The sequence below is a fragment of the Candidatus Neomarinimicrobiota bacterium genome, assembly GCA_030743815.1.
GTDB lineage: Bacteria > Fidelibacterota > Marinisomatia > Marinisomatales > S15-B10 > UBA2146.
Window position 1 is genome coordinate 21,947 of record JASLRT010000044.1, and the last position, 6,563, is coordinate 28,509.

4 protein-coding genes are annotated in these 6,563 nt (G+C 53.2%); all 4 read right to left on the reverse strand.

Annotation, left to right across the window (positions count from 1 at the left end; all coding sequences use genetic code 11):
* Positions 1-117 precede the first annotated feature (117 nt).
* Positions 118-1,095: an ROK family protein gene (locus QF669_04130; protein ID MDP6456631.1), complete on the reverse strand. Its 978-nt coding sequence runs from the start codon at positions 1,093-1,095 to the stop codon at positions 118-120.
* 76 nt (positions 1,096-1,171) lie between these two features.
* Positions 1,172-2,389, reverse strand: coding sequence for a glycosyltransferase (locus QF669_04135; protein ID MDP6456632.1), 1,218 nt, complete (start codon positions 2,387-2,389; stop codon positions 1,172-1,174).
* A gap of 112 nt (positions 2,390-2,501) precedes the next feature.
* A complete protein-coding gene (locus tag QF669_04140) occupies positions 2,502-4,373 on the reverse strand; it encodes a Na+:solute symporter (GenBank protein MDP6456633.1) in 1,872 nt (623 codons plus the stop codon).
* Between the two features lie 460 nt (positions 4,374-4,833).
* Positions 4,834-6,563, reverse strand: a 1,730-nt coding sequence (locus QF669_04145; GenBank protein ID MDP6456634.1) for a CRTAC1 family protein, incomplete at its 5' end; no start/stop codon positions are given.

A 6,563-nucleotide genomic window follows, 5' to 3' on the forward strand; every position in this document is an offset into this window, starting at 1 on the left:
TTTTTTGTATCCTGCAATCTTATATGCTACAGATCTGCCGAGCCTAATGAGGGACACAGATACGACCACAATTGCCATGAAGATCCAGGCAAACGAGGCGGGCAGTCCGAAATTATATCAGGGAGATGCTTCAGCCTGTACAGCCACCAGCACCGCACCGCGAGCTACCGCATCTTCTTTGAGCTCAGCCAGTGTGAGCCTAACACCTTGCATCCCGCCGCCGATGGCGTGCTGGTCAGCAGTAGCTTCCACAACAGGAAGCAGCACTCCCCCCAGACTTTCATAGACGCCCCCACCAATAACAATTCCATCAACCCCGGTGAGGTTGATAACGTTGGCCACAGCCACACCCAGAATTCTCGCCTGCTCGGTCAGTAGCCGTCTCACCAGCTTATCCTCCTCATCCCACGCACGCCGCAGGTCATCGCCGTTAACACTCTCGAGATCAGCTTCGGCGGAATCGACCAGCAGTGACTGTTCACCTTCCATCAGAGCTTGCCGCAATTCGCGAATAAAGCCCAGTTTACTGACGAACGCTTCCAGACATCCGCGCTGACCACAGCCACATAGAGGACCATCGATCATTACCACCATGTGCCCGATTTCTCCGGCGGTGTTGTTGCTCCCTTTTACAATTCTTCCATCAATAACGTAGCCGCCACCCACCCCTGTTCCGGGGACAATCCCATAAAGAGAGCGCAGCCCCTTGCCGGCGCCAAAGTGGTATTCAGCCAGAGTTGCCAGGTTCACGTCATTCTCAACCGTCACCGGCCGGCCTAAAACTGATTCCAGTGCTGAAGCTACAGGTGTAGCTTGTAAATCGAGGTTCGGCATGACGGCGACACTTCCAGTTTCATCTACCGGTCCGGGGACGCCGACTCCCACCGCCTTAATGTCAGAGAGCGACAACCCCGCCTGTACCAGAGCTTCTCCAAGACAATTACTCATGGCTGTGGCGATGGGTTCAAATGATCCCTCATGAGGCGTCTCATCTTTGTGGCGCCCGGCTAGAACTCCATCATCAGAGACGACAACTGCCGCAATCTTGCTCCCGCCCAGGTCTATGCCCGCTTTGAAATGTGAATCAGATGACATGCTAACCTCGCATCAAATTACGTATCGTTTCCCCTTTAGCCTCAGCCTTCACCTTTTCCTTGGTCTTGACATAACACTAGTTCCTGCCCAGCATCTCGAGCCCGATGTTCAGATAGTCGAGCATGTGACGGGTGATGAGGAACTTTTCCCTCACAGACTCTTTAGCTCGCGCGCCCATTTCTGCGGCCATATCGCTGTCCTGCAACAACTGGACGATCTTCGCAGCGCACTGAGAGAAATCTGTGGGAGTCACCAAGAATCCCGTCACCCCGTCTTCAATCTGTGTTGGGATGCCGCCGACGTTGGAAGCCACCACCGGCGTCCCCTTCCACAACGCTTCTGTTACTACCAATCCGAATCCCTCCCGGGTGGACTTCTGAACGATTACCGCGGAATAGCGCTGCAACACGTTTACAAGAACAGGGTCATCTCCGCGTACGAACAGTACATCACCAGATTCCAGATACTGTTTTGCCGTTTGTGCCATCCGCTCATAGATACGCGCCCCTTCAGGATCGTCACTGGCCATATTGTAGCAGAAAACGAGCCGGCAATCTACCTCCTTTCGCACTTCCTGCCACACCTTTATCACTCCTTCGGGATCCTTCCACGGATCAAACCGCGACACCTGAGTAATAAGCGGCTTATCGGTAGGGATTCGCTCTCTGTCGAAATATCTATCGATCACCTCCTGGGAAAGGTCCATATTCTTCGGTGAAAGTGGATCGATAGAAGGGGACACAATCCGCTGCTCTACCTCAAGATCTTCCCGCCTGTAATCATCTGCTGAAACAATCATCCGTTCGTATTCGAGAACGAAAGGTTCCATGAAATGCCACGCCTGACTGTTCGGCTGAGTGATATCGATGTGACAGCGCCAGACCCACGGTGCCTCGTGATCCACAAAACGAACGAGCCCGGCGGGCTGTGGGTCGTGAATGATTACCACATCATGACCCAAGTCTGCAAATTGGGCAAACTTCTCATTGGTACGGCTGTACAGATCAAGTTCCTCTTGCGAAAAGGTCACCTCCTCATCCCCCTGAAGGGCGTTGTGAAACTTCTTGGTCACTTCAAAGAATTCCGGCGTGCCGTGAAGGACGCGCCAGTCAGTCCTCACACCGATATCATTCATCAAAAGAACCAGATTGTCGAGGATTTCCGCCACACCGCCGCCGAAGGCGGTAGCGTTCACGTGCACCATAGTGGCACCGGACAGTTTCTCCGCCTTTTCCCGGATCTCGGTCAGAACTGAATCCGATACTGTCCCGCGATAGTCATCAAGATGTTTCATATTCGTTTCCTGTTTCTTGTTTGCCTTCAATCAGTTGTAACTCTTCCATAATCCTGAATTGAGTTGCTTCGTTATCACCATCCCATCGTAATCTTCCCATAAGTTGGCAAGACTACTGCGCGGCCTCCTTTTGGACTAACAGTACTTTTTTCCACCACAGCGATATGGCTGCCAGACCGAGTAGCACCATGAACCACGCACTCAGGCTTGAACTCCCCGGCCCCGGCAGCATCAGTTTTCCCACTCCCACCAGGAGAAGGAATATGGTTGCCGCTACCGTTATAACAAGATATGCACCGTCACGAAATGCCTGGCCCGGCTGTCCGGCGTCAAACCCAAGTCTCGCTGCTGTTTTTCTCCAGAGGCCGGGAGGTGTGATCCTTCTATAGAACTCATCCAAGATGCTCTCATCCGTTTCAGGTGTCAGTACCGTCACCACGAGAACAGCCACGGTTGATGATACGGACATGAGCAGCAGCCGCAGCCACTCATCGTTTACGCTAAATAGAATAATCGGAGCAACAATCAGCGACGTCGCAATGGCCGCCACTTCCGAATAGAGGTTTATCCGTTCCCACAGCCAGCGAAGCACAAGCACAGACCCCATCCCAGCACCAAACAGGAGTGATATGTACCACGCCGTCTGGATGGAGCCGAGATTGGCCATAATGGTAAGAGCAATAGCAAGGATGAGGATGTTTGAGAGACGGGCAATGAGCACCAGCTCCTTGGATGACGGCTGCCGCTTCAACCACGCTTCATTTACAATCCGCTTGTAGATGTCATTACTCCAGTAGCTTGCACCCCAAGTCAGATGAGTGTCGATGGTGGACGCCAGCGCCGCCAGTAGTCCTGTAAGCATGAGCCCCCTGATCCCCACCGGCAGCAGATCTTTGATGCCGGTAGCAAAGAGTATCTCCCGGCTGGCCACGAACGCCTCGCCGCTGGCTGCGGCGGGATCATAGGGATAGAGCACCAGAAGCGCAACGCCGATAGGTAGCCAGAAGAGGCTTCTCACCAGCACCTGAGCAACAGTAAAGACAAAGCCGGCAAAGCGAGCTCCCGTATCCGTCCGGCACGCCATGGTTCTCTGTGCCAGATAACCCGTACCGTCGCTGTTCATCTGAAAGAACCACTGCAATCCTATCAAAACAAGGAATGGGAGTACAGCATCCCAGCTGTTGGGGCTGAAGGAGAGCATTTCGCTGGTACGAACCTCTCCATAGAGTAATACCATTTTGTCAATCATGCCACCCAGTCCGCCAGCTTTGGTTACAGCGATGACCGCGTAGATGAAGGTCGCAATCATGGCCACAGAAAACTGGACAATATCGGTGGCAACAACGCTTCTCAGTCCGCCGGTGGTTGAATAGAGGGCGACAAAAGCGAGGATTGTCACGATGCTCAGGATATTGTTCGCAGTGGCGATCCACGTCTCCAGTCCTGTGACACCGGATGAAAGTTCCACACCCACGGCCTGAACCCAACCGAGGATGATATCATAGACGCCGGCAGGTAGCCATTCGTGCCACAGTAGAAATGTCTCTGAGATGCGGATGGCCGCCACCAGCACCATGGCCATAACCGTGCAGTTGATGACGGTGCCGTAGTAGACTGCTTTGAGACCTCTCAGGGCGAGGACACCTTTGCCGCTGTAACGAACTTCCGTAAACTCGGCGTCGGTGAGAATCATGGAGCGACGCCAGGCTCTGCCGAGGACGAAGCCCATCAACAGAAACGCCAGTGCATAAATCCAGAGGCGCCACAGCATGAAGATGCCGCCAGTGGCCATAAGACCCATGACCAGCAACGGTGTATCTGCCGCATATTGGGTGGCCGCCATGCTGAATCCTGCCTTCCACCCCGGGATGGATCTGCCGGCCAGAAAGTATTCCACAAGATTCCTAGAGGCCTTCGATCTCGCCCGGAAACCGGCAGAGACACTGTAGATGACAAATGCTAAAACTATGGCAAGATCAATCATGAAGGTTTAATACGTTCTTCTTGGCCTCTCATCTCAAAAGCAAAACGGGATCACCTAGGGGATCCCGTTTTCTTTCCCCAACTTCAGTGATACTTGGAGAGCAAGGATTGGATCTGAAGTTGAGTGAAACCTCGCTATGGTCAGGAAGGAATTATCTCCTTTCTGATGCCCGTAGTATAATTGCTCACTCCTTCCTTCGCCGACTATAAATCCATTACTTGTCTAGTAGCAGTAAATTTTAGACTACTGTTTGCTGAAAAACAAGAAAAAATGCGTGTTTTACTATGCAATAATACACCACTATTAGGTCACTCTCCCTCCGATTCCCAGCTCAGACTCCACGGAGCAATGACCCCTCCCGACGGTGTTAACCTCTGACACCTTTCTATCACCGGCTGATCGTTCCTGAGCTAAGAACCCGTTTAATACGCACCTTGCGGCATCCGTTGATCCAGTGCGCTTAATTTGCGCCGAGGATGAGCGTGTTACGATGGAGCGTGCCGCCCTCAACAACATAGACAGTCTGGTTTGGAGTTATCTCCCTGAAGGCCTGAATCTCACCGCTGGGCCAGGTTATCTCCATCTTGTCCACCCGCTCATTCTGACCGAGGCCGAAATGGAGTTCTCTGGCGTGGGCGGAAAAGTAGCCAGCACCGGAAACCAATGCTCGAGTAATGGTTGCATCGCCGGTAGTCAGCTTCACTACGGTACCGAAAGCGTCGCGGTTAGACTTTGTCCCCTCGAGCCTCACTTTGAGCCAGTTATTCTTTGAGGCCGATTCATTGCGATAGAGAATACCAACACCCTGATAAGGATCGTCAATGGTATTCCCCTTGCCGTCTTCAACCTGTTGGCCGTTGTTGGTCACATAGATATCCATCTTGCCATCATTATCATAATCAGCAAAAACCGCCGCCCTGTGAATTCGCTTGCCCGTTGCCAGTATGCCGGCGGGCTCCGAGATATCCGAGAACCGGCCCCTGCCATCATTTTCAAAAAGCAGGTTGGACTGCCGGTTATCCCCGCTGACAGAGTTCAGATGCCCGGCTGAGAAAAAGAGGTCCAGGTCTACATCGTTATCCAGATCAAACAGGCCCGTTCCCCAGCTCACCTTTGGCCAGCTTAGTTTGTGAACCAGCGGAGAGTCAAAATCGTGCGTAAATACAGCATTGCGCAATACACCGTCGTTTGAACTCTCATTATCCACCAGCGGCGCAAGGATATTAACCTCGGCGGCGTAGTTGGTATAGACCAGGTCGGAGAGGCCGTCCCGGTTAAAATCTCCCAGCGCAATGCCCATGCTCCCGTCTGTAGTGCCGAGGCCGCTGGGTCCGGAGAACGGCTTGAATGTTCCGTCTCCCCGATTGAGATAGATGCTGTTCGCGTCCGTATCGTTCGTGACAAATATATCGGGTCGGCCGTCGCCGTTGAAGTCGTGAAAAAGAGCCTGCATCGATTTGCGGGCCGCGTCGTCAACGTTGCCGCTCTTCGCTGTCACATCCGTGAACGTCCCATCGCCGTTATTACGATACAGTATATTAGGCAGTCCGCCGAAATCCATGGGAAAACGCAAGCTGGTGTAGCGAGGGCGCCGCGAAAAGTCAACATAACCGAGAACGTACAGATCCAGATCACCGTCCAGATCGTAGTCGCCCCAGGCGGAGCCGCCGTACCACCGGTCCTTCACGCCGTCGGGAAAGGCGTGTTCTGTGATATCGGTAAACGTCCTGTCGCCATTATTGCGGTAAAGGACGAAGTTGCCGTAGTTGGTGACAAACAGGTCTGAGTAGCCGTCATTGTCAAAATCAGCGATAGAGAGGGCCATCCCTTCTCCCACATCTTCAGCGCCACTCTGTCTGTTCCTACTGAAAGTTCCATCACCCAGATTCTCGTAGAGGGCGTTGGTTATGTCACCGGACCCCTGACAGTTCACAAGATAGAGGTCCCAGTCACCGTCCCGGTCGTAGTCCAGCCAGCCGCCGCCAGAGCCGTTCATCTTGATCAGGTGCAGATTAGCGAATTCCTCCATCGTCAGTAACCTGCCCCCTGATTTCCAGTACTCCCTCTCCTCCTCGAATACGAGATTGAGCCCCTCATTGGTGGCAACTCCCTGCACCGTAGGGCCAATCTCACACCACCGGGGTCTGGGAGCGTAATGGACAAAATCGATGCCCGATCTGTCCAGTGAGT

Bases quoted from the DNA above. Each gene is read 5' to 3' on its own strand.
- QF669_04130 (MDP6456631.1), bottom strand. From the start codon at position 1,095: ATGTCATCTGATTCACATTTCAAAGCGGGCATAGACCTGGGCGGGAGC.
- QF669_04140 (MDP6456633.1), bottom strand. From the start codon at position 4,373: ATGATTGATCTTGCCATAGTTTTAGCATTTGTCATCTACAGTGTCTCT.
- QF669_04135 (MDP6456632.1), bottom strand. From the start codon at position 2,389: ATGAAACATCTTGATGACTATCGCGGGACAGTATCGGATTCAGTTCTG.